Source organism: Candidatus Tisiphia endosymbiont of Parasteatoda lunata (assembly GCF_964030955.1).
In the GTDB taxonomy this organism is placed as follows: domain Bacteria; phylum Pseudomonadota; class Alphaproteobacteria; order Rickettsiales; family Rickettsiaceae; genus Tisiphia.
On the sequence record NZ_OZ035003.1, the window covers coordinates 892,378 to 917,598 of the forward strand.

The window sequence follows — 25,221 nt, forward strand, 5'->3', positions numbered from 1 at the left end:
ACACTATATGAAAATACCATACCATTGTGATGTCGCCAAAAGGGTTATATTAAAAGAATCTGCTGCATTAGTTGAATTATCTAATAATATTCCTAGTGATTTTAACAATATAGTAGATTATATAATTAACTGTAAAGGTAGGGTTATTTTAACCGGTATAGGAAAGAGTGGTTATATAGCTCATAAAATAGCAGCAAGTTTTGCTTCTACCGGTACGGCTGCTTTTTATCTGCACCCAGCTGAGGCTAGCCACGGTGATCTTGGTATGGTAACTGACAATGATGTAGTATTTATGTTGTCTAATTCAGGAGAGACCAAAGAATTATTTGATATAATGAAATATTGTAAGAGATTTTCTATAAAAATAATTGCCATGACTATGAATGCCAACTCTACTATAGCAATCAATAGTGATTTCCTATTATTAATACCAAGAATCAATGAAGCATCTTATATTGCCGCTCCAACAACTTCTTCAGTAATGATGTTATCTCTTGGAGATGCACTTACCACTTCTGTACATGAAGCACGAGGCTTTTCTGAAGATGATTTTCGGCTGTATCATCCTGGAGGAAAGATTGGAGCGAATTTTATAAAGGTAGAGAGCTTAATGCGGGTGAAAGATCAGTTGCCTTTAGTATATGCTGATACCTCATTTACCGATACTATATTGGTTATGAATCAAAAGAGTCTTGGATGTGCTATAGTGGTAAATAAAGATTTGAGTTTGGTTGGTATTATAACAGATGGAGACTTGCGTAGACATATTAATGATAAAATAGATATGAAGTATGCATGCGATGTAATGACTTCTAACCCAAAACAAATTTCTCCTTTAAAATTAGCGGGAGAGGCTTTAGGTATAATGAATAGTAAATCGATTACTAGCATACCAGTAACTGAAAATAATATGGTGATTGGTATTGTTCATATCCATGATTTACTTAGGGCAGGAATTAGTTGATGAATGTCCATGATAATGTTGGCAATATTATGGTTAAGATTCCCTTCATAGATAAAGGTAGTAGTGCTATCATTTCATCTTATAGACGTTCAATTAGTCTATCAAAGATCTTATCTTGTTTAGGAATAATATTAACCTTATGTTTAATTTATATAAATTTAAATCCTATCAGTAATAATTCAAAATCAACGGAGGATAATAGTAGCAATAGTGCTTTTAATCCAAATGATAAAGATTATGAAATAAAAATTTCAAATTCAATTTTTAAGGGGTTCAATAAAAACTTAAATCCTTACCAGATTCAGACTGTGCAAGCAGTTAGGACTTTAGGTAATCAATATAAACTGGAAGAAATTAATGCTACATATAAAATAAATGACAACAAAGACTTAGTGATCAGTGCAAAAAATGGTATATTGAATGAGAGTAGTCACATATTAAAATTAGAAAATGATGTACAGTTTTTTTTAGGAGAAAGCACATTAAAAGCACAAGAAGCCCAACTGAATCTACTAAATAAAGAAACATATAGTAACACAGGAGTGGTATTATCTTATAAAAATTGTAAAATTACTTCTAATAATTTTAGTGCTACACATGATAATGATATTATAAATTTCAAAGGTAATGTATCGACGGTTATTGATGTATCGGATTTTTAGCATGATTTGCTATGTATTGTTTTTTCTAATCATGAGTTCATCCGTAGCCCATGGGAATCAGTACTCAAAGCATTCGAGTATGGATAGATTATATATTCATTCTGACAATTTAGTAATTGATCAAACTAAGAATCAAGCTTGTTTTACAGGAGAGGTGATTTTGTGGTTTGATGATATGATGGTAAAAACAACTAATTTAGAAATTTTTTATAAAACAGTTGATAATAAAAAAACTATTGATTACATCTCCATACCGTCAAGATTGATTGCTAAGAGGAGTAATGGTCAAGAGTTACTAACTGCTACTTCTGCAAAATATTTTGTAGAAAGAAAAGAACTAGTACTGCTTGGTGATGTAATAGTACAGAATAAGGATGGTATTATAAAAACTGACAAACTAGTATATTATACGGAACTCAATAATATAGATTATAGCAAATCAAAAAATTAGTTATGTAAGAAATTTTTAAAGTATGCCGCATTTAATAATAGAGAAATTACAAGTAAGTAGTATTTCAAAATCTTATAATAAGAGAGTGATCCTAAACGACGTATCTCTTCAATTAAAAACAGGAGAAATAGTTGGTCTTTTTGGTCCAAACGGTGCAGGTAAAACTACCTGTTTTAGTATTATTATAGGACTTACCAAACCAGATAGTGGAGCATTATTTTATAATGATCATGATATTACTCATTTACCAATTTATTTAAGAGCTAGGTTTGGCTTTAGCTATCTTCCTCAAGAACCATCAATTTTTCGTGGGCTATCTGTAGGAGATAATATTAGATTAATGCTAGAGATTTTAGAAAATGACCAAGAAATTATCGAACAAAAAACATTAGATTTGCTTAAAGAATTTTCTATTCTTCATCTAAAAGACATGCCAGCAATAGGATTATCCGGCGGAGAAAGACGTAGGCTAGAAATCGCAAGAACAATAGCACTAGATCCCAAATTTATTATGCTTGACGAACCACTTGCAGGCATTGATCCGTTAGCAATTGAGGATCTTAAAAATTTAATTGTTCACTTACGTAACCGCAATATCGGCATCCTAATTACCGATCACAATGTTAGAGATACTCTTAATATAGTTGACAGAGCCTATGTTATTTACGAAGGAAAAGTCCTATTAGAAGGAACTCCACAAGAAATAGCCACAAGCTATCAAGTAAAGGAAGTATATCTAGGACAATCTTTTTGTTTGTAATAATAGACCTCTTGGTACTCTGCTCCTTACGTACATCATCGTCCGCTGCGGGTCAAGGTTTCGTGGCTTCTTTAAATCCTTGCACATAAACGAGTTTGCCAAAGAGATATATTTTTTCGTTCACTATTATGTCAACCTGATCAATACATGTTTTTTCTTACCTGCGGATATCTTAATAACCTGGTTGTCCTGCATAAAAGTTAAATCAACAACCATATTTTCATCTTGGATTAGTTGATTATTGATTTTTGCTCCAGCCCCTCTAATCAACCGACGTCCTTCGGATTTTGATTTAGCAAGACCTGCTTCATAAAGTAATTCATATGCTGGAATACCTAGAGCTAACCTCCCCTGTTCTAGATAAATAGTTGGTAAATTGCAATCAATTTCTCCTTGTTCAAAAAGCTTGGTAGCTGTTTCTAAAGCTGTCATAGCTGCCTCTTTACCATGACAAAGTTTAGTTAAATTAAAGGCTAATTGCTTTTTGGCACTATTAATATCAGATGCACTACGTAAGATAAACTCTTGCATGGCATCTTCTCCTAACTCACTATATAATTTTGCGAACTTGACCACATCTTGATCTTCACAATTCCGCCAATATTGATAATAATCGTACGGGCTTAACATATCCTCATTTAGCCACACAGCTCCACCAACAGACTTGCCCATTTTGTTGCCAGAAGCAGTTGTTAGTAAGGGCGTAGTCATACCAAAGACTTCATTACCTGTTAGTTTCCTTGTAAAATCAACACCCATTACTATATTACCCCACTGGTCGCTACCACCTATTTGTAAAGAACAACCATATAGTTTATTTAAATGATAAAAATCGTAGGCTTGTAGTAACATATAATTAAATTCCAAGAAACTCATATGTTGCTCTCTCTCTAAACGTAATTTTACAGAGTCCATAGATAACATACGATTCACAGAAAAAAAATTACCAAAATTGCGAAGAAATTCTAAGTAATTTAACGATTCTAGCCAATTTGAATTATCAACTAATATTGCATCATTTTCCCCAGTACCAAATTTAATAAATTTTGATAATGATTTTTTTATACCTTCAGCATTTTTGGCAATTTCTTCTTTTGTTAAAGATTTCCTTGCCTCATCTTTACCGGTAGGATCGCCAATTTTACTAGTTGCCCCTCCTAGGAGTACTATTGGTTTATGACCATATTGTTGCAATAAACGCAGTATCATAATTTGCATCAGACTACCTACATGTAAAGATTGTGCTGTACAATCAAAACCAATATAAGCAGATATTTTACTGTTTTTCATTAGCTCTGTTAGTTTTTCTAAATCAGTACATTGATATAGAAAACCTTTACTATCAAAATTTTTAATAAACATTTTTTAAACTAATTTTTTTTAATATTTATTGTCCCACTTTGGGAGAAAAACCCCGCACTTGCAGTGCGTCGTTTCAACATAAATTTTAAATATCTTATCAAGAAAAGATAGGATATTTTTTAACAAAATCTTACACTTCACAAATATATTCTTTTTGTGTTGTGACACTTTCTAAATGAGCCATACACAAATAGTTTCTAACTTTTAAGTTAGTACATACATGAGGCATTCATGCCGTAATATTAAGCTCTGCACTTGCAGTGCAGAGTGGTTAACTATTAGACTTCCTGCATAAGTCAAAAATAGTTGAGGAATTTTTAGGAGAAACGAAGCCGGCTACCTTCGCGTACACAGGCGTACGTGAGGAGCACAGGCGAGTTTCGACGACAAAATTACCAACTAGATTGACTTATGCAGGAAGTCTATTATTTTGTAGCAGAATTGAAGGGCTCTACTTCAATTCTGCCACTCAACTTTTATCCAAAAACTTGAAAATTGATTTATCAATTCTTCAAGTTTTTGAAGTAGGTCAATATAGGAGCAGATATAAAAATAGATGAATATGTACCAACTATTATACCAAAAAACACTAATACACTAAAACTATAAATAGCTTCCCCACCAAATATTACCAAAGCTAGGTTTGCGAGTAAGGTTGTAACAACTGTTAAAATAGTCCTAGACAGAGTTTCATTAATACTCAGATTAATAATTTGTGGCATTACTTTCTTATGTGATTTGCGTAAATTTTCTCTGATTCTATCATAGATAACTACTGAATCATTCACAGAATAACCTATTATGGTAAGAATAGCAGCTATGGAGCTTAAATTGAAGTCTAGCCTCATTACACTCATAAAACCTAAGCTTAATATGGCGTCATGTAACAAAGCTACAAGTATACCAAGCCCAAAATACCACTCAAATCTAACCCAAGTGTAAACCATTATGGCAAGAAACGAAAGAATTAGTGCTGTTATTCCTGATTTTATCAGTTGAGTACCAACTTGTGGACCGACAAAATCTACTTTACGATACTCAAATTTATAAGGAAATTGGTTTTTTAAAGTTGATTTGATAAGCTCAATATTTTGCATTAAAGTATCTTCACTATTGCTGCCAACTCGTATTGACAAATCATGCTGATTACCAAAATTTTGCAATACTACTTCACCAATCTTAAGGTTATTAAGCACTTCACGCATTTTGGTTAAATCAGGGTCTTGATCAAGCCGCACTTCTATAACAATCCCACCAGCAAAATCAATACCAAAATTAAATTTGTAAATCCCTATCCAAATAATACTTACAAGAGATAAAATAATGGATATCGTATAACTTACTTTTTTAAATCTGATAAAGTCAAAGTTGATTTTATCAGGTAAAAGCCTTAATGGATATAATTGCATTATTGAATACTTTAATTTATATACCGAGAGCTTGTCTATACAATTCTAAGATTGCATCTTGTTCAGCTAGCTTATTTCTATCAAGTTTTTTTAGTTTTAACACCGACTTCATAGCCTTGGTATCAAAGCCACTAGAGCTGGCTGCATCAAATATATCTTTTATTGCTTCAGATAATTCAGCTTTTTCTTGTTCAAGCCCTTCTATTTGATTTATATATTGTTCTAATTGTTCTTTAGCTATCACTTCTGTCATAAAATTAAAGTTTATTGTTTATCAAAAATTGTAATATGGCTAGTATATATTATTTTTATCAAGCCGCTAAGTAGTTTATAGATAATTTTGCTATAAATACTAGAAAAATTTTTAGATTAGTTACCCCAACTTAGGGATAAGAATTAGTTAATTCTTATCCCTAATTGGCTTTAATATAAGGAAAAATGCATTCTTAAAGCGGTTTTGCAAATGCATTTTAAACCTTTCTAAAGCTAAAATCATGTTTTTAGCAAAATATTAATTTAACAATCAGATGCAGAGCCGTCTCAAATCTGATTGTTTCGATAATTTTACCGAATTTGGGATAAGAATTGACTAATTCTTATCCCAAATTCGCGTATTAGTTGTTACCCTCTTGAACGATCCTTATAAAAACAAAGAGCTATTAGGCTTGAAATAGCACAAGCAATTACATAATAAATAGATGAAGTAATAGTACCAGTTTTTTGTACAAGATATTCTAGTATTAAAGGTGTTGTACCACCAAAAATACTGGTTGCTGTATTATAAGACAATGATAAAGCAGTATTTCTGATATTGGTTGGATAAAATTCAGCTTGCAGTGCAGGTTCAGGACCAATATAACAAGCAGCTAAAATTGATAATACGATTTGAGATATAATTATAAAATAAAATTCTCCAGTTTCAATTACATTCATCAAAAAAGGAATAACTAAAATAATTACCAGTAAATTAATCACAAAAATTTTCTTTCGACCAATTACATCAGATAAATAGCCAGAACATAAAGTAACAATAGCCATGATTATATAACAATAATTAGCTAAATTGCTAACTTGGTCATCGGTAAAACCACGATTTATCCTCAAAAATGACATTAGATAAGTAGCTTGTAGATAGAATATTACTGAACCTGTAGAATTGATGAAGATTGATATTAACATATCAATCAAATATACAGAGATAACTTTTTTCAGAGGAGATTTTAAAATCCCACCATTTTCTTTTATACTTTGAAAACTAGGGGTTTCACTGGTATATTTTTTTATATAAAGTCCAGCAAATAAAATAAAAATTCCTAATAAAAATGGTATTCTCCACCCCCAATCATTAAATTGTTGTCCTGATAAAAGGCTTTGTATAAGCTGCGAAATGAGTGATCCAAATAATATACCAATACAAATACTGGACATTGGTATACTGCCAGTAAAGCCACGATGTACCTTACCTGTATGTTCAATAGCAAATGCAATTGAGCCAGTAAGTACTCCGCCCATTGATAAACCTTGCAGCATCCGAAGTAGAATCATTAATATAGTTGCGGTAACACCTATATTGTCATAAGTTGGTAATATGCCAATTAGTGCCGTTGGCAGAGACATACAAAATATAGATGTACTTAAAGCAGTTTTTCTACCAAAACGATCTCCCAGTATCCCAAAAAATACCCCACCTATTGGTCTCATTAAATAACCGATAGCAAATACCAAAAAAGCATGCAATAAAGACGAGCTAGGACTTGATCCAGGAAAGAACTTTGCTCCTATTATAGGAGCAAAGTAACCAAATAATGCGTAATCATACCACTCAAATGCATTTGCTACACCGCTTGCAAAAACCAACTTACGTTTATTCATATTTTTTATTGTCCCACTTTGGGAGAAAAACCCCGCACTTGCAGTGCGTCGTTTCAACATAAATTTTAAATATCTTATCAAGAAAAGATAAGATAAGATATTTTTTAACAAAATCTTACACTTCACAGATATATTCTTTTTGTGTTGTGACACTTTCTAAATGAGCCATACACAAATAGTTTCTAACTTTTAAGTTAGTACATACATGAGGCATTCATGCCGTAATATTAAGCTCTGCACTTGCAGTGCAGAGTGGTTAACTATTTCATTGGTGTCAAGGGTTAGAATGCTTGTTAGCAACATAATATGATGGCTTACTCATAATGCCCACTCAAGCTGATTATTAGTACAGTCTTTTCATCTTCAAAGATTTCGTATATCAGTCTATGTTTGATATTAATTCTTAGAGAATAGCAACCTTTTAAGTTGCCTACGAGTTTCTCACTGCTGATAGGTCTTGGATTATTTTTTAATTCAGTCCATAATTTTCTAGCCTTATTATCAAGCTTTTCTGACTTTAACTTTTGGAAATCTTTAAATGATTTTTTAGTAAATTTCAAATTGTACAATGACATTAATTCATATCATCTTCATTTAAGCACTCATCCAAAGGTTCTTGCCGAGCTTTTAGTATTTCCTTAACTAATCCAGGTATAGAATATAATTCTAATGTCGCTTGCAAAGATTCGTAGTCTTCTCTAGATAATAGTACTGCGTCATAATGCTTACCTTTTAAATATACTGGCTTATGTGTTTCGTTTGTTTCTTGTACAAGGCTAAATAAATTAGCCCTTGCTACCGATATTGTTTGTACGTTCATAATTTATCTCCCTTATAAGTATACTCGCTTTGAAGGATTGTTTTTTGAAAATATCAAGGACTCGTGTACGCTCTGTTTGTCCCTTATTTGTAAATCCAATTTTCCAAATCATTTGAGTATATACACATAACTAGTACATGATATTGTACATTCAATATCATGTCAACAAAATATTTGAAGAAAACAAGCATTGCTAGTACTTCTTCATGCAGTAGCTTTATCATTTTGTGTTATATTTCCTTTCTCAGAATATATTATAAACAATGTTGCAGGTATTATTATCAATGCTCCGTATAAAGTACTGTTTTCAGGGATTTCATTAAACACAAGATATCCAGCTGATGCTGAAATTATTAACTCTAAATATCTATAAGGGGCTGTAGCTGTGGCATCAACTAGAGAGAAAGCCTTTAATAAGAAAAATAAGATTAAACTACCCCCAGCTCCTAAGGTAAATAGCAAAATAAATTCTGAACTGGTAGGTGTTTGCCAATACATTATTGATGGTGGTATTGATACTAAAGATGTTACTAAAGCAGAATAAAATAGCATACTAATCATTGATTCTTTTACTACAAATTTCTTATTGATAATATCTAACATTGCAAAAATTATAGCAGCTAATACAAAAATTAATATCTGTGGATTAAAATCGCTAGCATGAGGTTTCAAGGTAATAACAATGCCAATAAAACCAAATAAAGTTGCTGCCCATCTTTGCCAAATAATATTCTCATTTAAGAAAAAAACTGCTAGAACTAGAGTAAATAAAGGTGTAGCAAGACTAATAACTGTAGCAGTAGTCACGGGGGCAATACTGAGACCATAAATCCAACACGTCATAGCAAAAAACAATAAAACCCCTCTTGCAATATGTATAAAAGGACGATTAGTTTTAAGAGTCTGTTTCCCATAATATAAAATAAAAGGGACAAGAATTAAAGCACTAAAGAAAAAGCGAAAACAAGTCACCTCAAAACTATGTAGCCTAAGTCCAAGATATTTTGCTGTTATGTCATTAGTTGTACTACTTATCAAGCTTAATATAAACCAACCAATACCAACAAAATAAGTGTTTAATTTATTATTCATTGTATAGACCTTAATTCGTTATTTTTTGTATTAGTGTTTTCTATATTTAGTGTTATAGTGTCACTAATGTTAAACAAATTTAAAAATCTTATTATCAATTTGATTTCCAAATAAGAAAGAATATATATAATACAGCAATATATTTAAAGCAAGAAAAGGTTTATAGTTATGATAAAAGTCACGAAAAAATTTGGAATATTGTTATTGGTAAGTTGTGTAAGTATCTCTAGCTTTGCTAATTCTGATTTAACTAATAATGACTATGATGCCGATTATTATGAAAATGAAGGTAATCTTGTGTTTAAAATAAGAGGGGGGGGGATAAAATCTAGTGCAAAGCAAAAAGGCTTTCCTAAGGCTACCGCCGCAAGCCCAGTATCGATTGGTAATTTTGTTGAAAATGGTTACGGTTTTGATGCTTCTACATCAATATTCTTTGCTAGTAATGTTGCTGCAGAGTTATCTTTAGGTTTTAATGTATTACGTCCTAAAAATAATAGTTTAAAGAATGTGGCTTATAATTATGGTGGTAATCCAGCAGATGTTGGTAAGAGAAAAGATCTTTATATGATACCCCTGACTGTTACGGGACAATATCATATAGCTCCCTTTGGTGCTATTAGACCTTATGTTGGCGTTGGTTATCATGGAGCTTATATGTTCAGTAAATCTAAAGGATATACAGTCAAAAATGGTCACGGTGCTGTATTACAGATCGGGGTTGACTTATATGCTAAGGATGATACATTGATTAACTTAGATGTAAGGCAGTATTTTCTTAAGACCAAAGTTGATTATAAAAATAGTTTAGTAAAACAACCTATATCATCTAAAGTAAGGTTTAATCCGTTAATGATTGCAGTAGGTATTGGTTTTAGGTTTTAGGCTTGCCTGACCTAATTAAACGAGAAATTGAAATAGTCTAAGATGTCTATTGTTGACTTATTAGTTAGAAGAGACTATATCTTTTCTAGACATATCAATATTATATTATTAGTTTTTTACTATGAGTTCACAACAAAAATTACCTATACTGCCTAAAGCAACTGCTATTTGGTTGATTGATAATACTGCTTTAACGTTTAAGCAGATAGCTGATTTTTGTGGGGTTCATGAGCTTGAAATTAAAGGTATTGCTGATGGTGAAGTGTCTCAAGGTATTATGGGGTTAGATCCTATTGCTGGAGGACAATTAACTCAAGAAGAAATAATGCGTTGCACGAAAGATCCAAGTAGTAGTTTAAGACTTTTTGTGAGTAGTGCCTATGATTTGGTAAGTACAAAGAAAAAACAACAATCTAGATATACTCCTATTGCTAGACGTCAGGATAAACCAGACGCGATATATTGGTTACTTAAAAATTGTCCAGAAATTTTAGATAATCAAATTATAAAACTCGTTGGTACTACTAAGTCAACCATAGAAGCTATCCGTGATCGTAGTCACTGGAACATGAAAAACATTCGCCCACGTGATCCAGTTTTACTTGGAATTTGTAGTCAAGTAGAATTAGACAAGAGTATTGAGCAAGCACAGCTTTTATCTAAGCAAGAAAAAACTGTTAAAGAGTAAGTCAGGGCAATTTAAAAGCCGCGATCGGTAGTTGCTATAGACATGCCTGCAAAGGCTATGAGATATTATAGATTCCCGCCTATGCGGGAATGACCTACTCATGATCCATGTAACAAATCCTCTATGCGGAAGTTGGGAGGATTTAAAATGGCATCTTTAGTCCAGGTGGCAAACCAATATTACCTAAAGCATCAGACATAGAGTTTTGTGAATCTTCATCGACCTTGCTTTTAGTATCGTTGAAAGCAGCAACAATTAAATCTTCCAATAATTCCTTCTCTGTTTCTTTAAGCAAAGAGGAATCAATAGAGACCTTTCGAACCTCTCCACGGCCACTAACGGTAATATTTACTAACCCACCACCTGCTTTTCCAAAATATTCAGCATTTGCCATTTTTTCCTGCATTGCTTGCATTTTTTTCTGCATTGACTGAGCTTGTTTTAAAAATTGATTAAAATTTGTCATACTATGTACCTTTTAATTTTCTAACAAAATATCTGAAATTGTAACATTTGGAAAGTGTTGTGTTAAAATTTTCCAATCTTGACTTGATTTTACTTTATTTAGCAATTGTTCTTTAAGAGTGATTATTTTTAACTGTTTTGTAATGATAACATTCCAAGTTTTTCCTGACCAAGCAAATAATAAATTAGCAATTTGTTCTTTTATTTTTGTGTTGAGATCGCTTCCAGCAATTTCTATAGTTTGAAGAACAAAAGATTTTAACTCCACTTGGTTTAGTAATCTGTAATAAACTTCCATCTCATTATGCAAATGTAAAAACTCAAGAAAACCGGTAATGTGATAGTTCTTAGTTGATTGTTGTAATACCGGTTGTTCTAGTTGCTCCGCATCATTATATTCCACTAATTCTTCTAGCGATGGTAACATCTGGGAGTAAATAGATTTTATCACCAGCATTTCAGCTTCTATCAATTGATTATGTGAAGTTTTCATCTCTATAATTCCTTTACTATATATTTGCCAAATAATAGATAATTGAGGAAGAGTAATTTTTGTTAGAATATTTGTAATATTATCATTAAAAGATACATATATAGGATTTTGATAATTAGGTAATATCTTTATTTTACTAAGATAGGCAGTAAAATCAGCAACTAATGCTACAAAAGTTTCTAAATTTGCTGAAGACATATAAAGATTGTTTACTAAATCAATAGATTTAGCAGCATCTTTTTGAATAATATATTCAAAAAACTTAACTATACTAGCTGTATCCACCAAACCAAGTATTTGATAAACGATTTCAGGAGTGATCAAGTCTCCTGCTGCCAAGCTTGTTGCTTGGTCTAGTACTGAAACTGCATCTCTAGCTGAACCATCAGATCTAGATGCAATTATTCTAAGAGCCTCTATCTCAACGTTTAACTGTTCTTTTTTAGCGATGGACTGAAGCAATTGAAAAATCTCATCAAATGTTAGCCTCCTTAAATCATATCGCTGACATCTAGAAATTACAGTTAATGGAATTTTTTGTGGTTCAGTAGTAGCAAATATAAATATTACATGTGCTGGTGGTTCTTCAAGAATTTTAAGTAGAGCGTTGAATGCACCTTTAGATAGCATATGAACTTCATCAATTATGAAGATACTGTACCTAGCGATTAGCGGCTTATATTCACTACTTTCTATTATTTTACGGATATCATCAACACTTGTCTTGCTAGCAGCATCAATTTCAATTATATCGGGATGGTTATTGTTATTAAAACTGCTACAATTCTGACAACTCTCACAAGGTTTAATACTATCACCTTCAACTATCAGATTGGTACAATTAATAGTTTTAGCGATAATACGTGCTGAAGTAGTTTTGCCAACACCCCTAATACCAGTAAGAAGATAACCTTGAGATATACGATTTTTTAGAATAGTATAGCTTAAAATTTTTGTTAAAACTTCTTGTCCGTATAGCTCAGAGAAATTAGTAGGGCGATATTTTCTAGCAAAATTAATATATTGGTCAGTTGTTTTTGTCACTATGGTATATTCACAAAAATATGATCTACTCAAATGATTTCAAATCCAATTCTTGAAAACAGAAGAGTATGCTAGTAATGACCCACTAGAGACTATTTTGGCTGCTTCCTTTCGAACCTGACCACCTGAACAGCACCAATGCCCACTACTAGCACATGATAAAATAGTTCTTTTATCATCTAGAGGCAAGTTATTTAAGTGGCTAAATTGTATTTTTTTTCTATATCGTTTTTTGTCAGTCTACTTGGTGTTCCGAATATGTCTGGATTCTTAAGCTTAAATAAATCATCATCAAATTTTTGTACTTTTGCAATATGATTAAATATTATCGTAATAACATTTTCATCTTCAAGTATTTCTAGCTTTTTTATTTGTTTAGTTTTTTTATCAAAGGTAATCTGACTACGCCGCTCTAATAAAGTATGATAAATAGTAATTTTAAACATATTATCTTGATCTATTACTGACTCAATTTTGAAATATTTATCAAAATCTATACTATCTTCTAATAAAAAATTAAATACATTCTCCTCTGCCTTAATACGACTTACATGTTTCATATCATAATCATACACGGAAACATAATTAGTATTACCAATAACTACCAAAGGGAATGGTGGGTAATAATTACATCGAAACTTAGAAGGCTTATTTATTAATAACTTACCTTCAGCTTTATTCCCTGCTGAATCCTCTTGGCTAAAGTCCACAGCCATGGATTTTATTTCACGTAAATATATTTTAAGTTGATCAATAGCTTTGTTATCAAAAGATCTATTCTCTAATATTAGAACTCTAGCAGAATTCGCTTCTACTAGGGAATTTGTAGGAGGATCGGAACGCAGAATCGTAGCGTACTCTAGTGTACGTGAGGATTCGAGTCTAGTCCCAACGCCCAAATTACCAGTAGAAGTAGAGTTATGCAAGAACTCTACTTCAGCATAGGCTATGGTTAGAAACCAATAAATGGCAATAATACCTTTACAAAGCCAGCTCATCTTTTATACCTAATATGTGTTATATTTTGTTTTGCTGCTTTAAGTGTATTCTTTAGCAAATAAGCGACAGTCATTGGTCCAACACCACCTGGAACTGGGGTTATATATCTCACTTTATCAACAACATTGGTAAAATCAACGTCTCCTACCATCTTGTCGCTATTAGGAAGTTTACTAATACCAACGTCAATCACTATAGATTGAGGGTTAAAATATTCTTCTGTTAATGTCAAAGGGGATCCGGTAGCTGATATTACTATGTCAGCACGGAAAGTTATAGAACTTAAATTTTGAGTTCTTGAATGGCATATCGTCACAGTACAATCTTCTCTAAGTAATAAAGCTGATAATGGTTTACCTACAATATTAGAACGCCCTATAACTACAGCATTTTTTCCAGCTAAATTTTTCTCAATGTGTTTAAGTAATTCAATGCAACCAAGAGCCGTGCAAGGTATAAAGCCATTGCCTGAGTTACTATGTAGATAACCAACATTTATAGGATGGAAACCATCGACATCTTTGCTAGGATCGATGGCAGATAAGATTAAATTTTTATTGATATGTTCAGGTAGAGGAAGTTGTACGATAATTCCAGAAATATTTGAATCATTGTTGAGCATGCTGATTTCATGCAGCATATGGTCAATATCAATTTCACTGGGCAAATTTATTTGCAAAGCGTTCATACCAATTGCTCCTGCTGCTTTGATCTTATTTCTTACATATATACTACTAGCTGGGTTATCACCCACTAGTATAATAGCAAGAGTTGGTACTAACTTATGTTGCTCCTTGATTAAATTAATCTCTGCCCTTAACTTAGATAATATTTGTTCTGCAACATATTTACCATTGATGATATTGCCGTATTCCTTCACTATTTATGCACTCCTTTGGTAGTTGAATATTCGAAGTGTAAGGCCTTACCCTCAAATACCCTGCCATAGGCGTGATGTAGGCTGCTAGCTGCTTCGGCAAAACCAGTAAGAATTAATTTTAATTTTGCCGGATAACTAGCAATATCGCCAATTGCATAAATGCCTGAAATATTTGTTTCAAAATATGAAGGTTCTACAATTATATGATTAGTTTTGAGATTTAATCCCCAATTTTTTATCGGACCAAGTTCTTGGCTAAGTCCAAAAAATGGCAATAATATATTTGCTGGTAAGGTGCGAATATTACCTTCAAAATCCTTTACTCCGATTGCTTCTAGGATACCATCTTTTCCTACTAAATGGTCTAGTTGATAATTAATTACCAACTCAATTTTGCCATTATCTGCTAGTTCTTTGAGTTGCCTTATACTCTCATTCGCTGCCCGAAATCTCTCACGCCTATGCACTAAATATATTTTTTTAGCAATTTCAGATAGTGATATTGCCCAGTCTACAGCCGAATCGCCTCCACCAGCTATTACAATTTCTTTGTTGGCAAAACTATTGCGGTTATTGATAAAATAAAATACTGATTTTTCCTCAAATGCTTCTATATTAGGTAATGGAGGTCTATTAGGTCCAAAAGAACCGCATCCAGCAGCTATAATAATAACTTTAGCAGTAATTATGGTGTCTTTAGAAGTGGTAATTTGGAATTGCCCCTCTTCTTTTTCCAACTGCACTACTTGCTGATTTAGATGATAAACCGGATTAAACGGTTGTGCTTGCAATGCCAATTGTGCTATCAACTCTTCTGCCATAATTTTAGGGTAGGCTGGTATGTCATATATCGGTTTTTCTGGATAAAGTATGCTACATTGCCCTCCTATTATCTCCTGCGAGTCAACAACATGGCAACGCATACCAAGCATCCCAGCTTGGAAAATAGCAAATAGACCAACTGGACCTGCACCAATTATTATAATATCAGTGTTGTGCATAAAATAAAATTTTTATAAATAAAAAAATAGTCAAACTCTTAACGATACCGGGATTTTATGTTAGAATGGATAAATAATCAACTAATCAGTTTAAATTAATTTTGTATCATGATAAATTTTTATTTAATTATCAATATTTTGTTTATTGGTTTAATGATCTATTTATTACTTAAAAATGTAAATATTTTTGTCAAACTCTTAGTGCTAAATAGTTTAACTAGTATAATAACCTTATTCATTTGTTTTCTTGGGTCATTTAAAATGAATAATTGTTATTTAGATATTGCTATAATTTATTTTCTCTTAAGTTTTATAGCAAGTGGAGCATATTTAAAGTATCTTATCAATCAATCTAATAATGTGATGTGATGGAAAAACAAATAATAATATTGGGTTGTGGTTTCAGTGGTATGCTTACGGCATTATCATTTGCGAAAGAGGATATTAAGACTACCATCCTTGAGTATCAATCGATAAATTCTGATAATTTTTGTACTCATATCAGAACGACCGCCTTAACCCCTGCTTCTATGCAGTTTCTAAGAGCCCTTAATGTATGGTTTGAGATTGAGAAGATAGCTAGCAAAATGTTGGACGTCTATGTTGTTGATAATAAAGCACCAGAGATGCTATGTATGTCAAATATTAAGGGAAATGATGCATTAGGTTATATAGTAAAAAATAGTGAATTTAAAAAAATATTACTAGCAAATGTTAGAAAAAACCCTTTGATTAAGATAATTGATCAGTGTGATTATAAAAAAGTTGATAGTAAACCTGATCATTCAACCATATATCTAGATGACAATAAGACTATGAATAGTGACTTATTGATTGTTTGTGATGGACGTAATTCTAAAGTTCGTCAATATTATTTTTTTAATAAAATAGAGAAAACCTATAACCAAATCGCCTTAACGTTTGATATTAAGCATGAGAAAGATCACGAAAATTGTGCTATTGAACATTTTATGCCATCTGGTCCTTTTGCCATTTTACCTCTCAGAGACCAAAAGACCTCATCTATAATATGGACTACTAGGCAAGAGCAGGCTGCATTATTGATGAGCTTACCAAAGGAAGAATTTGAGTATTTAGTAAGTAAAAATTGTGGGTATTCTTTAGGGTCTATTGCTTTAGATAGTACTATTAGCTCTTTTCCTTTAAAGGCTCGTATAGCTAGTAAATATTTTTATAATAAAATAGCAGTTGTGGCAGATAGTGCCCATACAATTCATCCTCTAGCTGGTCAGGCTTTGAATCAAGGAATAAAGGATATTGAAACTTTAACTCAATTAGTGGCTAGTAGTGGTATAAGTACAGGAATGCTAGAACGATATCAAAAATTAAGACAAAATGATAATTTTCATATGTATATGATTACTGAAAGCTTAAATAGTATTTTCTCAAACCATTCAAAACCCTTGTGGTATCTAAGACGTTTGGGGCTTAAAGCTATTGATAATATACAGCCTATTAAGAATTTGTTAGTAGAGTATGCCATGGGTCGTAGATAAAATGAAAAATATCTTACTATTTTGCCAAATAAATACTCTAGGGGGATTGAAATGAATTTTTTTGATGACAGAGAACTAGCATTGCGATTTAAAAATAATGCTGTTAGTTCTAAAGAACGGTTTTGGTATTTTATGATAAGCTTGATAATTGGGATAGTAATATTAAAATTACCATTAAATGTACAAGTGGATGTATATAAGATAGTGTTATCTTTGGGTTGTGCGGTTATTGGAACAATTATATGTTATAATACTAATAAAGCTGGTGATGACAAAGAGTTTAAGCAAGATGTATTTGTATTGGATTTCCAGTAATGATACGAACGTTAGTTTATTTAACACCTGCATTAATTATCTTCTTGGTATTATTATTACCTAGAGAAGTATTTATTGTCCCACTTTGGGAGAAAAACCCCGCACTTGCAGTGCGTCGTTTCAACATAAATTTTAAATATCTTATCAAGAAAAGATAAGAATGAATCATACAGATATTTTTTAACAAAATCTTACACTTCACAGATATATTCTTTTTGTGTTGTGACACTTTCTAAATGAGCCATACACAAATAGTTTCTAACTTTTAAGTTAGTACATAAATTAGGCATTCATGCCGTAATATTAAGCTCTGCACTTGCAGTGCAGAGTGGTTAACTTTTAAAGAGATGATAATTGAGGTCATATGGGAACTCGTTTGGTCGTTCTGTTATTATTGGAGGCTAAATTCGGCCATCAGGATAGCAGCAAATTAGGTTGAGGATTAAAAGTGGCTCTAAATATAATTATAAAAAAAGTTCAAAATACCAGTTGACAGGATGGTAGATTTTGCATATAACTACTCCTACGAAAAGACGAACATTAATTGTTCGTAGCTGTTTTTAAAAGTAAATAATCAGATATAGGTAGTGACAGCAAAATGTACTTATCACTAAAAGTGATAAATTAAACCTGTCAATTTTTTGAATAAAAAGTAGACAGAATCAAACTTGAGAGTTTGATCCTGGCTCAGAACGAACGCTTTCGGTATGCTTAACACATGCAAGTTGAACGGATTAATTTAGGGCTTGCTCTGAATTAGTTAGTAGCAAACGGGTGAGTAACACGTGGGAATCTGCCCATCAGTACGGAATAACACTTAGAAATAAATGCTAATACCGTATATTCTCTTCGGAGGAAAGATTTATCGCTGATGGATGAGCCCGCGTCAGATTAGGTAGTTGGTAGGGTAATAGCCTACCAAGCCAACGATCTGTAGCTGGTCTGAGAGGATGATCAGCCACACTGGGACTGAGACACGGCCCAGACTCCTACGGGAGGCAGCAGTGGGGAATATTGGACAATGGGCGAAAGCCTGATCCAGCAATACCGAGTGGGTGACGAAGGCCTTAGGGTTGTAAAGCCCTTTTCAGCAGGGAAGATAATGACGGTACCTGACCAAGAAAGCCCCGGCTAACTCCGTGCCAGCAGCCGCGGTAAGACGGAGGGGGCTAGCGTTGTTCGGAATTACTGGGCGTAAAGAGTGCGTAGGCGGTTTAGTAAGTTGGAAGTGAAAGCCCGAGGCTTAACCTCGGAACTGCTTTCAAAACTACTAATCTAGAGTGTAGTAGGGGATGATGGAATTCCTAGTGTAGAGGTGAAATTCTTAGATATTAGGAGGAACACCGGTGGCGAAGGCGGTCATCTAGGCTACAACTGACGCTGATGCACGAAAGCGTGGGGAGCAAACAGGATTAGATACCCTGGTAGTCCACGCCGTAAACGATGAGTGCTAGATATCGGGAGAATTTCTTTCGGTTTCGTAGCTAACGCATTAAGCACTCCGCCTGGGGAGTACGGTCGCAAGATTAAAACTCAAAGGAATTGACGGGGGCTCGCACAAGCGGTGGAGCATGCGGTTTAATTCGATGTTACGCGAAAAACCTTACCAACCCTTGACATGGTGGTCGCGGGAAGCAGAGATGCATCCCTTCAGTTCGGCTGGACCACACACAGGTGTTGCATGGCTGTCGTCAGCTCGTGTCGTGAGATGTTGGGTTAAGTCCCGCAACGAGCGCAACCCTCATTCTTATTTGCCAGCGGGTAATGCCGGGAACTATAAGGAAACTGCCGGTGATAAGCCGGAGGAAGGTGTGGACGATGTCAAGTCATCATGGCCCTTATGGGTTGGGCTACACGCGTGCTACAATGGTATCCACAGAGGGAAGCAATACGGTGACGTGGAGCAAATCCCTAAAAGATATCTCAGTTCGGATTGCTCTCTGCAACTCGAGAGCATGAAGTTGGAATCGCTAGTAATCGCGGATCAGCATGCCGCGGTGAATACGTTCTCGGGTCTTGTACACACTGCCCGTCACGCCATGGGAGTTGGTTTTACCTGAAGGTGGTGAGCTAACGTAAGAGGCAGCCAACCACGGTAAAATTAGCGACTGGGGTGAAGTCGTAACAAGGTAGCCGTAGGGGAACCTGCGGCTGGATTACCTCCTTTAAAGACTTAACATAGCAAATATTACTTTTGTAATATTTGCCTAAGTTCGACTTTCGCTGTCACTACCTTTAACTGATTGTTTATGAAGCTTTTAAAAACAGCTCTTTCTTTAAGTATTTTTTTATATTCACCAAGCCTAGCAAAATAAATATTTCCCAATATATATACTTGATGAATTTTAAGAGTTGGTTAGTTAGGCGGGTTTTGTCGCATCTATAAATCATACTACATCAAGATTGTTAAAACTAAGGTTTTGGACATTATGATGCCATTAACATAGCAAAATTCTCAAAAGTAGAAAGATTATCATTAGCTCCAATTATTTGTCTTTTTTGCATCATACGAATATTTTCTATACCGGTAATAGTCATTTCTGCAGAATGAAAACTCTTAAAACCAAGCATTGGCTTTGTACGTTTTTTGATAAACCTATGATCTTGTTCTACAAGATTATTCAGGTATTTGGTCTGAATAACCTTAATTTTATAATCTTTAGGAACTTCTGTATTCAAATCATTAAGAGCAGCCGTATTACTACCGCTTTTATCAATTACTACTTTCTCAGGAAAATTATTCTCTCTAAAGGCTTTACGAAAAAATGCAAGTGCTGCAGGCTTGTCTCTATGCTTACGTAGCAGAAAGTCTACAGTATTACCAAGACTATCTAGTGCTCTATATAAATAAACCCATTTACCGTTTAATTTAATATAAGTCTCATCCATTCTCCAACTACTACCAACTGGCTTCTTTCTTTTTCTAACCACCTGATCTATCAATGGTACAAATTTTATAACCCATCTTTGTAATGTAGAGTGATCAATTTTTGCTCCCCTTATACTCATCATTTCTTCCAAATCTCGATAACTTAAAGAAAATCGGCATTTCATATAGACAAATAACATTATTATTTCTGGTGAAGAACAAAATCCTTTGAAATATGATAATAATCTTGCAGTAATACGAAACATCTTAACATCTTTTTTAGATCATTATATCAATCTTTTTTCTATTGTCCAACATATGCGACAGAACCAGATTATTATCATATTTCAAAGGATTTTGTTCTTCACCAGAAATAATAATGTTATTTGTCTATATGAAATGCCGATTTTCTTTAAGTTATCGAGATTTGGAAGAAATGATGAGTATAAGGGGAGCAAAAATTGATCACTCTACATTACAAAGATGGGTTATAAAATTTGTACCATTGATAGATCAGGTGGTTAGAAAAAGAAAGAAGCCAGTTGGTAGTAGTTGGAGAATGGATGAGACTTATATTAAATTAAACGGTAAATGGGTTTATTTATATAGAGCACTAGATAGTCTTGGTAATACTGTAGACTTTCTGCTACGTAAGCATAGAGACAAGCCTGCAGCACTTGCATTTTTTCGTAAAGCCTTTAGAGAGAATAATTTTCCTGAGAAAGTAGTAATTGATAAAAGCGGTAGTAATACGGCTGCTCTTAATGATTTGAATACAGAAGTTCCTAAAGATTATAAAATTAAGGTTATTCAGACCAAATACCTGAATAATCTTGTAGAACAAGATCATAGGTTTATCAAAAAACGTACAAAGCCAATGCTTGGTTTTAAGAGTTTTCATTCTGCAGAAATGACTATTACCGGTATAGAAAATATTCGTATGATGCAAAAAAGACAAATAATTGGAGCTAATGATAATCTTTCTACTTTTGAGAATTTTGCTATGTTAATGGCATCATAATGTCCAAAACCTTAGTTTTAACAATCTTGATGTAGTATGATTTATAGATGCGACAAAACTTAGTTAAAGGTACTATATAGGTTATATTAAAAATAATAATAATTAACCTGAGTTTGACGTAAGAAAGAACATTTGAAAATTAAGAAAGGAGGGATTATAAAGTTCTCTAATAATAATGACAAAATTGGAGAATATATTATGATCCCTCTTACGGAGATTTTCTGCTTAATTGATGATTTTTGCAAGCATTTTGATACGGAGCGAAATAAATATATATTACCAAATCCTAACCGTAAGCGTAAAGTGGGCTGCAGTATAGGACTCTCAGAGATTATTACTATTATAACCTGAGTTTGACGTAAGAAAGAACATTTGAAAATTAAGAAGGGAGGGATTATAAAGTTCTCTAATAATAATGACAAAATTGGAGAATATATTATGATCCCTCTTACGGAGATTTTCTGCTTAATTGATGATTTTTGCAAGCATTTTGATACGGAGCGAAATAAATATATATTACCAAATCCTAACCGTAAGCGTAAAGTGGGCTGCAGTATAGGACTCTCAGAGATTATTACTATTATAGTAATGTTTCACTTGAGTCACTACCGTACCTTTAAAGATTTTTATTTATGCTGCCTATGCCAAAGTTATAGAAAGGAATTTCCAAAACTTGTGAGCTATAGTCGTTTTGTTCAGTTAATGCCAATGAGCTTCATGCCCATGGTGTTACTGCTAAAAAGCCTAACAGGAAAACAAACTGGTCAATATTATATCGACTCTACTAAACTTCCTGCTTGCCATAATTTAAGAATTAATAGACATAAAGTATTCAAAGACATAGCAAAAAGAGGTAAGACTTCCACTGGGTGGTTCTTTGGCTGTAAGCTACATATTGTCATTAACAGTTGCGGAGAGATTATGAGTTTTTCTTTAACTCCTGGAAATGTCGATGATAGAGCAGTGGTGGAAAATTTAGTAGATAAATTACAAGGCTGGCTTTTTGGTGATCGTGGGTATATCAGTAAAAAACTCACTCAATCCCTTGCTAATCAAGGTTTAGAACTAATAACAAAAATTAAAAGTAATATGAAAGAAAGAATAATAGATCCTATTAAAAAGCAGTTTTTAAATAAAAGGCACATTATTGAAACCATTAATGATCAATTGAAAAACCTTTTTCATATAGACCATACAAGGCATAGATCTGTTATGAATTTTCAAACTAATGTATTAGCTGGGCTACTTGCCTATGTTTTCAAACCTAATAAAATTTCTGTAGCTTTTGGAAAATTAAACAATCTCAACCTTCATCTTGCATCAAACTGAGGTTAATTAACTAATTAAGAATATGTCAAAACAACTAAAACATGATGCATTGTTTAAAAAGATAATGGTCAATCAAATAGCAGCCCAAGAATTTTTGGAGCATTATTTACCAGAAGAGGTTAAGGAAATAGTTGATTTAACCAAAATAACAATAGAGAAAGAATCATTTGTTGAGGATGATCTAAAAAGAGCTCTTAGTGATTTAGTCTATTCTGTTAAGACTAAAGATAATGAGCAAGCCTTTGTGTATGTGTTGATTGAGGCGGAGATAAGACCAAAATATTGGATGGCACTCAAATTATGGAAATATATGTTGCTATTAGCTGAAAGACATAAAAAAGGTAGGAATAAAATACCGTTGATAGTACCAATGGTGTTTTATCATGGTACTAGAAGATTTAATGTGCCAAAGAATTTGTTTGAATTATTTAGCGATCCCAAACTTGCAAAGCAACTAATGTGTGAGGATTATAAGCTAATAGATTTACAAGCAATGTCTGATGATGAGATAAAGCAGAAGCAACATTTTGGTATGTTACAATTTATGATGAAAAATATACAGAAGCGAGATATATTGAAGTTATGGGATGAACTTTTAACAAATTTTAAACCATATATTAGTATAGATAAGGCAACAGGATATATTTACATAAAATCATTTTTATGGTATAGTGACGCTAAGATAGAAGAAGGTAGGCAACAAGAGCTAGAGAAGCTAATAGCTAGTCATTTAACTGCAACAGAAGAGGAGAATATTATGAGAACTATTGCTGAGAAATATATTGATGAGGGTGTAGAAAAGGGTATAGTTCAAGGTATCCAGATTGGTGAAGCTAAAGGTATCCAGATTGGTGAAGCTAAAGGTATCCAGATTGGTGAAGCTAAAAAAGCTGAAGGTAAAGCTGAAGGTAAAGCTGAAGAGAGAGTTGAAATAGCAAAAAAAATGTTAGTTCAAGGCTCTGATTTTGCCTTTATTTCTGCTGTAACTGGTCTTAGCAAATCTTTTATTCAATCTCTTGCTCAGAAAAAATAATTTATTTTTAGTAATATTTTGAGATAAGCTGAGCAAAATTTTTATGATTGCTAATATGATTATAAAAAATAAACCCAAATTAGCCATTTAGAAAGAGGGTGTCAGAAAGTTTGTGTAAGTTATAAAAATAGTTAGGAGTTAACCACTCTGCACTGCAAGTGCAGAGCTTAATATTACGGCATGAATGCCTCATGTATGTACTAACTTAAAAGTTAGAAACTATTTGTGTATGGCTCATTTAGAAAGTGTCACAACACAAAAAAATATATCTGTGAAGTGTAAGATTTTGTTAAAAAATATCCTATCTTTTCTTGATAAGATATTTAAAATTTATGTTGAAACGACGCACTGCAAGTGCGGGGTTTTTCTCCCAAAGTGGGACAATAAAATTAATTAAAACAACTTACATGAGGCTAATATGAAGAATAAGAGTAAAGTATCAAATCCGGTTCTGTCGCATATGTTGGACAATAGAAAAAAGATTGATATAATGATCTAAAAAAGATGTTAAGATGTTTCGTATTACTGCAAGATTATTATCATATTTCAAAGGATTTTGTTCTTCACCAGAAATAATAATGTTATTTGTCTATATGAAATGCCGATTTTCTTTAAGTTATCGAGATTTGGAAGAAATGATGAGTATAAGGGGAGCAAAAATTGATCACTCTACATTACAAAGATGGGTTATAAAATTTGTACCATTGATAGATCAGGTGGTTAGAAAAAGAAAGAAGCCAGTTGGTAGTAGTTGGAGAATGGATGAGACTTATATTAAATTAAACGGTAAATGGGTTTATTTATATAGAGCACTAGATAGTCTTGGTAATACTGTAGACTTTCTGCTACGTAAGCATAGAGACAAGCCTGCAGCACTTGCATTTTTTCGTAAAGCCTTTAGAGAGAATAATTTTCCTGAGAAAGTAGTAATTGATAAAAGCGGTAGTAATACGGCTGCTCTTAATGATTTGAATACAGAAGTTCCTAAAGATTATAAAATTAAGGTTATTCAGACCAAATACCTGAATAATCTTGTAGAACAAGATCATAGGTTTATCAAAAAACGTACAAAGCCAATGCTTGGTTTTAAGAGTTTTCATTCTGCAGAAATGACTATTACCGGTATAGAAAATATTCGTATGATGCAAAAAAGACAAATAATTGGAGCTAATGATAATCTTTCTACTTTTGAGAATTTTGCTATGTTAATGGCATCATAATGTCCAAAACCTTAGTTTTAACAATCTTGATGTAGTATGATTTATAGATGCGACAAAACCTAATAATCTT

30 protein-coding genes, 1 rRNA gene and 1 other RNA gene are annotated in these 25,221 nt (G+C 33.0%); 16 read left to right on the forward strand and 16 right to left on the reverse strand.

Annotated features, from left to right (window positions below; genetic code table 11):
- The first annotated feature begins 7 nt into the window (after window positions 1–7).
- From AAHN00_RS05570 to lptB, 4 genes are all read left to right on the forward strand, one after another.
- Complete coding sequence (locus tag AAHN00_RS05570; protein ID WP_342272365.1) at window positions 8–964, forward strand: KpsF/GutQ family sugar-phosphate isomerase; 957 nt, start codon at window positions 8–10, stop codon at window positions 962–964.
- A gap of 29 nt (window positions 965–993) precedes the next feature.
- A complete protein-coding gene (gene lptC, locus AAHN00_RS05575) occupies window positions 994–1,626 on the forward strand; it encodes an LPS export ABC transporter periplasmic protein LptC (protein ID WP_342260019.1) in 633 nt (210 codons plus the stop codon).
- 79 nt (window positions 1,627–1,705) lie between these two features.
- Entirely contained in the window at window positions 1,706–2,077 is a 372-nt protein-coding gene (locus AAHN00_RS05580; RefSeq protein ID WP_342260018.1) for an LptA/OstA family protein, read from the forward strand.
- Window positions 2,078–2,099: 22 nt separating this feature from the next.
- The gene (gene lptB / locus AAHN00_RS05585; protein WP_375331938.1) at window positions 2,100–2,837 is read left to right on the forward strand and encodes an LPS export ABC transporter ATP-binding protein; all 738 of its coding nucleotides are present in this window, start codon (window positions 2,100–2,102) and stop codon (window positions 2,835–2,837) included.
- A 126-nt stretch (window positions 2,838–2,963) separates the two neighbouring features.
- Here lptB and tyrS read toward each other — a convergent pair whose 3' ends face one another.
- From tyrS to AAHN00_RS05620, 8 genes are all read right to left on the reverse strand, one after another.
- A complete protein-coding gene (gene tyrS, locus AAHN00_RS05590) occupies window positions 2,964–4,199 on the reverse strand; it encodes a tyrosine--tRNA ligase (protein ID WP_342272366.1) in 1,236 nt (411 codons plus the stop codon).
- 18 nt (window positions 4,200–4,217) lie between these two features.
- The gene (locus tag AAHN00_RS05595) at window positions 4,218–4,367 is read right to left on the reverse strand and encodes a hypothetical protein (RefSeq protein WP_342272367.1); all 150 of its coding nucleotides are present in this window, start codon (window positions 4,365–4,367) and stop codon (window positions 4,218–4,220) included.
- Between the two features lie 335 nt (window positions 4,368–4,702).
- On the reverse strand, window positions 4,703–5,608 hold the full coding sequence (secF, locus tag AAHN00_RS05600) for a protein translocase subunit SecF (protein WP_341748163.1): 906 nt from the start codon (window positions 5,606–5,608) through the stop codon (window positions 4,703–4,705).
- Between the two features lie 16 nt (window positions 5,609–5,624).
- Window positions 5,625–5,861 carry a DUF2312 domain-containing protein gene (locus AAHN00_RS05605; RefSeq protein ID WP_341751598.1) on the reverse strand — a complete coding sequence of 79 codons (237 nt, stop codon included), beginning with the start codon at window positions 5,859–5,861 and terminating at the stop codon, window positions 5,625–5,627.
- Between the two features lie 368 nt (window positions 5,862–6,229).
- A complete protein-coding gene (locus AAHN00_RS05610; protein WP_342272586.1) occupies window positions 6,230–7,480 on the reverse strand; it encodes an MFS transporter in 1,251 nt (416 codons plus the stop codon).
- Between the two features lie 314 nt (window positions 7,481–7,794).
- Window positions 7,795–8,055, reverse strand: coding sequence for a Txe/YoeB family addiction module toxin (locus AAHN00_RS15015; RefSeq protein ID WP_341751596.1), 261 nt, complete (start codon window positions 8,053–8,055; stop codon window positions 7,795–7,797).
- Complete coding sequence (locus AAHN00_RS05615) at window positions 8,055–8,300, reverse strand: type II toxin-antitoxin system prevent-host-death family antitoxin (protein WP_341751595.1); 246 nt, start codon at window positions 8,298–8,300, stop codon at window positions 8,055–8,057. Before AAHN00_RS05615 ends, AAHN00_RS15015 begins: the two co-directional genes overlap by 1 nt.
- 204 nt (window positions 8,301–8,504) lie before the next feature.
- Complete coding sequence (locus AAHN00_RS05620; protein WP_341751594.1) at window positions 8,505–9,392, reverse strand: DMT family transporter; 888 nt, start codon at window positions 9,390–9,392, stop codon at window positions 8,505–8,507.
- Between the two features lie 168 nt (window positions 9,393–9,560).
- On the opposite strand from AAHN00_RS05620, the gene AAHN00_RS05625 reads away from it, so the two are divergent.
- Complete coding sequence (locus AAHN00_RS05625; protein WP_342272368.1) at window positions 9,561–10,277, forward strand: OmpW family outer membrane protein; 717 nt, start codon at window positions 9,561–9,563, stop codon at window positions 10,275–10,277.
- Window positions 10,278–10,398: 121 nt separating this feature from the next.
- The gene (locus tag AAHN00_RS05630) at window positions 10,399–10,965 is read left to right on the forward strand and encodes a cell cycle transcriptional regulator TrcR (protein WP_341755474.1); all 567 of its coding nucleotides are present in this window, start codon (window positions 10,399–10,401) and stop codon (window positions 10,963–10,965) included.
- A 142-nt stretch (window positions 10,966–11,107) separates the two neighbouring features.
- Here the strand turns inward: AAHN00_RS05630 and AAHN00_RS05635 are convergent, their stop codons facing one another.
- The 6 genes from AAHN00_RS05635 to AAHN00_RS05665 all read right to left on the reverse strand — a co-directional run bounded on the left by AAHN00_RS05635 (window position 11,108) and on the right by AAHN00_RS05665 (window position 15,847).
- Entirely contained in the window at window positions 11,108–11,431 is a 324-nt protein-coding gene (locus tag AAHN00_RS05635) for a YbaB/EbfC family nucleoid-associated protein (RefSeq protein WP_342272369.1), read from the reverse strand.
- Between the two features lie 12 nt (window positions 11,432–11,443).
- The gene (gene dnaX, locus AAHN00_RS05640) at window positions 11,444–13,000 is read right to left on the reverse strand and encodes a DNA polymerase III subunit gamma/tau (protein WP_342272370.1); all 1,557 of its coding nucleotides are present in this window, start codon (window positions 12,998–13,000) and stop codon (window positions 11,444–11,446) included.
- Between the two features lie 29 nt (window positions 13,001–13,029).
- Window positions 13,030–13,125, reverse strand: an RNA gene (gene ffs, locus AAHN00_RS05645) — signal recognition particle sRNA small type.
- Window positions 13,126–13,161: 36 nt separating this feature from the next.
- Window positions 13,162–13,965 (reverse strand): outer-membrane lipoprotein carrier protein LolA, encoded by an 804-nt coding sequence (locus AAHN00_RS05650; RefSeq protein ID WP_410521418.1) that lies wholly within the window; start codon window positions 13,963–13,965, stop codon window positions 13,162–13,164.
- Window positions 13,962–14,846: a bifunctional 5,10-methylenetetrahydrofolate dehydrogenase/5,10-methenyltetrahydrofolate cyclohydrolase gene (locus AAHN00_RS05660; protein ID WP_342272371.1), complete on the reverse strand. Its 885-nt coding sequence runs from the start codon at window positions 14,844–14,846 to the stop codon at window positions 13,962–13,964. Before AAHN00_RS05660 ends, AAHN00_RS05650 begins: the two co-directional genes overlap by 4 nt.
- The gene (locus tag AAHN00_RS05665) at window positions 14,846–15,847 is read right to left on the reverse strand and encodes an NAD(P)/FAD-dependent oxidoreductase (RefSeq protein ID WP_342272372.1); all 1,002 of its coding nucleotides are present in this window, start codon (window positions 15,845–15,847) and stop codon (window positions 14,846–14,848) included. Before AAHN00_RS05665 ends, AAHN00_RS05660 begins: the two co-directional genes overlap by 1 nt.
- Before the next feature lie 108 nt (window positions 15,848–15,955).
- On the opposite strand from AAHN00_RS05665, the gene AAHN00_RS05670 reads away from it, so the two are divergent.
- The 3 genes from AAHN00_RS05670 to AAHN00_RS05680 are packed head-to-tail and all read left to right on the forward strand — an operon-like array spanning window position 15,956 to window position 17,679.
- The gene (locus tag AAHN00_RS05670; protein ID WP_342272373.1) at window positions 15,956–16,216 is read left to right on the forward strand and encodes a monovalent cation/H+ antiporter complex subunit F; all 261 of its coding nucleotides are present in this window, start codon (window positions 15,956–15,958) and stop codon (window positions 16,214–16,216) included.
- Window positions 16,216–17,364, forward strand: a complete 1,149-nt coding sequence (locus tag AAHN00_RS05675) for an FAD-dependent monooxygenase (protein ID WP_342272589.1) — start codon at window positions 16,216–16,218, stop codon at window positions 17,362–17,364. The genes AAHN00_RS05670 and AAHN00_RS05675 overlap by 1 nt, the downstream gene beginning before the upstream one ends.
- Window positions 17,365–17,415: 51 nt before the next feature.
- Window positions 17,416–17,679 carry a hypothetical protein gene (locus tag AAHN00_RS05680; protein ID WP_342272374.1) on the forward strand — a complete coding sequence of 88 codons (264 nt, stop codon included), beginning with the start codon at window positions 17,416–17,418 and terminating at the stop codon, window positions 17,677–17,679.
- A 16-nt stretch (window positions 17,680–17,695) separates the two neighbouring features.
- On the opposite strand, the gene AAHN00_RS05685 is transcribed toward AAHN00_RS05680, so the two are convergent.
- Window positions 17,696–17,908: a hypothetical protein gene (locus AAHN00_RS05685; RefSeq protein ID WP_342272375.1), complete on the reverse strand. Its 213-nt coding sequence runs from the start codon at window positions 17,906–17,908 to the stop codon at window positions 17,696–17,698.
- Between the two features lie 435 nt (window positions 17,909–18,343).
- On the opposite strand from AAHN00_RS05685, the gene AAHN00_RS05690 reads away from it, so the two are divergent.
- A 16S ribosomal RNA gene (locus tag AAHN00_RS05690) occupies window positions 18,344–19,846 on the forward strand.
- Window positions 19,847–20,106: 260 nt separating this feature from the next.
- Here AAHN00_RS05690 and AAHN00_RS05695 read toward each other — a convergent pair.
- A complete protein-coding gene (locus AAHN00_RS05695) occupies window positions 20,107–20,814 on the reverse strand; it encodes an IS6 family transposase (protein ID WP_342270905.1) in 708 nt (235 codons plus the stop codon).
- 113 nt (window positions 20,815–20,927) lie between these two features.
- On the opposite strand from AAHN00_RS05695, the gene AAHN00_RS05700 reads away from it, so the two are divergent.
- From AAHN00_RS05700 to AAHN00_RS05725, 6 genes are all read left to right on the forward strand, one after another.
- Entirely contained in the window at window positions 20,928–21,569 is a 642-nt protein-coding gene (locus AAHN00_RS05700) for an IS6 family transposase (RefSeq protein WP_410521434.1), read from the forward strand.
- A gap of 198 nt (window positions 21,570–21,767) precedes the next feature.
- Complete coding sequence (locus AAHN00_RS05705; protein WP_342271157.1) at window positions 21,768–21,920, forward strand: hypothetical protein; 153 nt, start codon at window positions 21,768–21,770, stop codon at window positions 21,918–21,920.
- Between the two features lie 87 nt (window positions 21,921–22,007).
- Window positions 22,008–22,898 carry an IS982 family transposase gene (locus tag AAHN00_RS05710; protein ID WP_342270939.1) on the forward strand — a complete coding sequence of 297 codons (891 nt, stop codon included), beginning with the start codon at window positions 22,008–22,010 and terminating at the stop codon, window positions 22,896–22,898.
- Window positions 22,899–22,947: 49 nt separating this feature from the next.
- Window positions 22,948–23,931, forward strand: a complete 984-nt coding sequence (locus AAHN00_RS05715) for an Rpn family recombination-promoting nuclease/putative transposase (protein WP_342272376.1) — start codon at window positions 22,948–22,950, stop codon at window positions 23,929–23,931.
- 229 nt (window positions 23,932–24,160) lie between these two features.
- Window positions 24,161–24,328 (forward strand): hypothetical protein, encoded by a 168-nt coding sequence (locus AAHN00_RS05720; protein WP_342272377.1) that lies wholly within the window; start codon window positions 24,161–24,163, stop codon window positions 24,326–24,328.
- Window positions 24,329–24,443: 115 nt separating this feature from the next.
- Window positions 24,444–25,151 (forward strand): IS6 family transposase, encoded by a 708-nt coding sequence (locus AAHN00_RS05725; RefSeq protein ID WP_342270905.1) that lies wholly within the window; start codon window positions 24,444–24,446, stop codon window positions 25,149–25,151.
- Window positions 25,152–25,221: the final 70 nt, after the last annotated feature.

Coding starts and splice junctions, on each gene's coding strand:
- lptC (WP_342260019.1), top strand. CDS start 994: ATGGTTAAGATTCCCTTCATAGATAAAGGTAGTAGTGCTATCATTTCA.
- AAHN00_RS05605 (WP_341751598.1), bottom strand. CDS start 5,861: ATGACAGAAGTGATAGCTAAAGAACAATTAGAACAATATATAAATCAA.
- lptB (WP_375331938.1), top strand. CDS start 2,100: ATGCCGCATTTAATAATAGAGAAATTACAAGTAAGTAGTATTTCAAAA.
- AAHN00_RS05710 (WP_342270939.1), top strand. CDS start 22,008: ATGATCCCTCTTACGGAGATTTTCTGCTTAATTGATGATTTTTGCAAG.
- AAHN00_RS05620 (WP_341751594.1), bottom strand. CDS start 9,392: ATGAATAATAAATTAAACACTTATTTTGTTGGTATTGGTTGGTTTATA.
- AAHN00_RS05705 (WP_342271157.1), top strand. CDS start 21,768: ATGATCCCTCTTACGGAGATTTTCTGCTTAATTGATGATTTTTGCAAG.
- tyrS (WP_342272366.1), bottom strand. CDS start 4,199: ATGTTTATTAAAAATTTTGATAGTAAAGGTTTTCTATATCAATGTACT.
- AAHN00_RS05610 (WP_342272586.1), bottom strand. CDS start 7,480: ATGAATAAACGTAAGTTGGTTTTTGCAAGCGGTGTAGCAAATGCATTT.
- AAHN00_RS05675 (WP_342272589.1), top strand. CDS start 16,216: ATGGAAAAACAAATAATAATATTGGGTTGTGGTTTCAGTGGTATGCTT.
- AAHN00_RS05580 (WP_342260018.1), top strand. CDS start 1,706: ATGGATAGATTATATATTCATTCTGACAATTTAGTAATTGATCAAACT.
- AAHN00_RS05700 (WP_410521434.1), top strand. CDS start 20,928: ATGTTATTTGTCTATATGAAATGCCGATTTTCTTTAAGTTATCGAGAT.
- AAHN00_RS05635 (WP_342272369.1), bottom strand. CDS start 11,431: ATGACAAATTTTAATCAATTTTTAAAACAAGCTCAGTCAATGCAGAAA.
- AAHN00_RS05665 (WP_342272372.1), bottom strand. CDS start 15,847: ATGCACAACACTGATATTATAATAATTGGTGCAGGTCCAGTTGGTCTA.
- secF (WP_341748163.1), bottom strand. CDS start 5,608: ATGCAATTATATCCATTAAGGCTTTTACCTGATAAAATCAACTTTGAC.
- AAHN00_RS05570 (WP_342272365.1), top strand. CDS start 8: ATGAAAATACCATACCATTGTGATGTCGCCAAAAGGGTTATATTAAAA.
- AAHN00_RS05720 (WP_342272377.1), top strand. CDS start 24,161: ATGGCTCATTTAGAAAGTGTCACAACACAAAAAAATATATCTGTGAAG.
- AAHN00_RS05630 (WP_341755474.1), top strand. CDS start 10,399: ATGAGTTCACAACAAAAATTACCTATACTGCCTAAAGCAACTGCTATT.
- AAHN00_RS05725 (WP_342270905.1), top strand. CDS start 24,444: ATGTTTCGTATTACTGCAAGATTATTATCATATTTCAAAGGATTTTGT.
- AAHN00_RS05670 (WP_342272373.1), top strand. CDS start 15,956: ATGATAAATTTTTATTTAATTATCAATATTTTGTTTATTGGTTTAATG.
- AAHN00_RS05680 (WP_342272374.1), top strand. CDS start 17,416: ATGAATTTTTTTGATGACAGAGAACTAGCATTGCGATTTAAAAATAAT.
- AAHN00_RS15015 (WP_341751596.1), bottom strand. CDS start 8,055: ATGTCATTGTACAATTTGAAATTTACTAAAAAATCATTTAAAGATTTC.
- AAHN00_RS05615 (WP_341751595.1), bottom strand. CDS start 8,300: ATGAACGTACAAACAATATCGGTAGCAAGGGCTAATTTATTTAGCCTT.
- AAHN00_RS05695 (WP_342270905.1), bottom strand. CDS start 20,814: ATGTTTCGTATTACTGCAAGATTATTATCATATTTCAAAGGATTTTGT.
- AAHN00_RS05650 (WP_410521418.1), bottom strand. CDS start 13,965: ATGAGCTGGCTTTGTAAAGGTATTATTGCCATTTATTGGTTTCTAACC.
- AAHN00_RS05625 (WP_342272368.1), top strand. CDS start 9,561: ATGATAAAAGTCACGAAAAAATTTGGAATATTGTTATTGGTAAGTTGT.